1 protein-coding gene is annotated in these 1,502 nt (G+C 63.7%); it reads left to right on the forward strand.

Annotated features, from left to right (window positions below):
• Positions 1–55 precede the first annotated feature (55 nt).
• Positions 56–1,426: an IS1182 family transposase gene (locus tag DU475_RS23760; protein ID WP_142881867.1), complete on the forward strand. Its 1,371-nt coding sequence runs from the start codon at positions 56–58 to the stop codon at positions 1,424–1,426.
• Positions 1,427–1,502: the final 76 nt, after the last annotated feature.

Raw genomic sequence — 1,502 nt, forward strand, 5'->3', positions numbered from 1 at the left:
CTCAGACTGCTGACAAAGTCCTCGCCATTGGCGGGGACTTTTGATTCCATGGGGGATGCTTCGCAAACCCTCACCGCAACAGACTTCGATCGAGATGGTCAGTCTCGACGGTCTGGTTCCGAAGGATCACCTGCTTCGCAAGATCGACGCGGTGATCGATTTTTCGTTCATCCACGATCGGGTCGCCGGGCTGTATTGCCCAGACAACGGCCGGCCGCCGCTCGATCCGACGCTGATGTTCAAGGCGCTGTTCATCGGCTACCTGTTCGGCATCCGCTCCGAGCGGCAGCTGGTGCGCGAGATCGAGGTCAACGTCGCCTATCGGTGGTTTCTGGGGTTGAAGCTGACCGATCCGGTGTTCGACGCCTCGACGCTCAGCCAGAACCGGCGGCGCCGCTACAACGACACTGCGGTCGCGCAGGACATCTTCGACGCGATCGTGACCCAGGCGATCGCCAAGGGGCTGGTCGATGGCACGGTGCTCTACACCGATTCCACGCATCTGAAGGCCAACGCCAACAAGAACCGCTACGACACCGCAGTGGTCGCCAAATCGCGGGCCGATTACTGGGATGATCTGGACGCCGCGATCGAGGCGGATCGCGCGGCCCACGGCAAGAAACCCCTCCCGGAGAAAGAGCGACAGCCGGTCGAGAAGGAGACCAAGGTGTCGCGGACCGATCCGGATGCCGGCTACATGGTGCGCGAAGGCAAGCCGAAGGGATTCTTCTACCTCGACCACCGCACCGTCGACGGCCGGCTCGGGATCATCACCGATACACACGCCACGCCGGCCAACGTCCACGACTCGATCGTCTATCTCGGCCGGCTCGATCGCCAACGGCAACGCTTCGGCTTTGATGTCGCCGCCGTCGGCCTCGACGCCGGCTATGCCACCTCAGGAATCGCCCACGGCCTGGAACAGCGCAACATTCCGGGCGTCATCGGCTATCGCCGGCCAACCCCGCCGCGGCCCGGCATGATGCCGAACAAGGCCTTCGCCTATGAAGCGGAGCTGGACAGCTATCGTTGCCCGCAGGGACAGTTACTCAGCTACTCCACCACCGATCGCACCGGCTACCGCCACTACAAGAGCGATCCTGCGATCTGCAAAGACTGTCCGCTGCTCGCCTCGTGCACGTCGAGCCGCAACGCGGTTCGTCTGATCACCCGCCACGTCTGGGCCGAGGCCCGCGAGCGCACCGACGCCAACCGTCTAACGCCCTGGGGCAAGCGCATCTACAAACGCCGCAAGGAGACGGTCGAACGTTCCTTTGCCGACGCCAAACAGCTCCATGGCCACCGCTACGCGCGCTTCAGAGGCCTGGTGGCCGTCAAATGCCAGTGCCTGCTGGCAGCCGCCGCCCAGAACATCAAGAAGATAGCCCTCGCACTGGCCACCGGGCCAATTCCCGCGCCAGGCTGAGACACCGGGCGCTGCGCCACTCGCCAAAAACAAAACCCCGCCGAAAATCGACGGGGTTTGTCAGCGGTCTGAGGGC

Origin of the sequence: Rhodopseudomonas sp. WA056, from assembly GCF_010906995.1 — a bacterium.
Lineage (GTDB): Bacteria > Pseudomonadota > Alphaproteobacteria > Rhizobiales > Xanthobacteraceae > Rhodopseudomonas > Rhodopseudomonas palustris_G.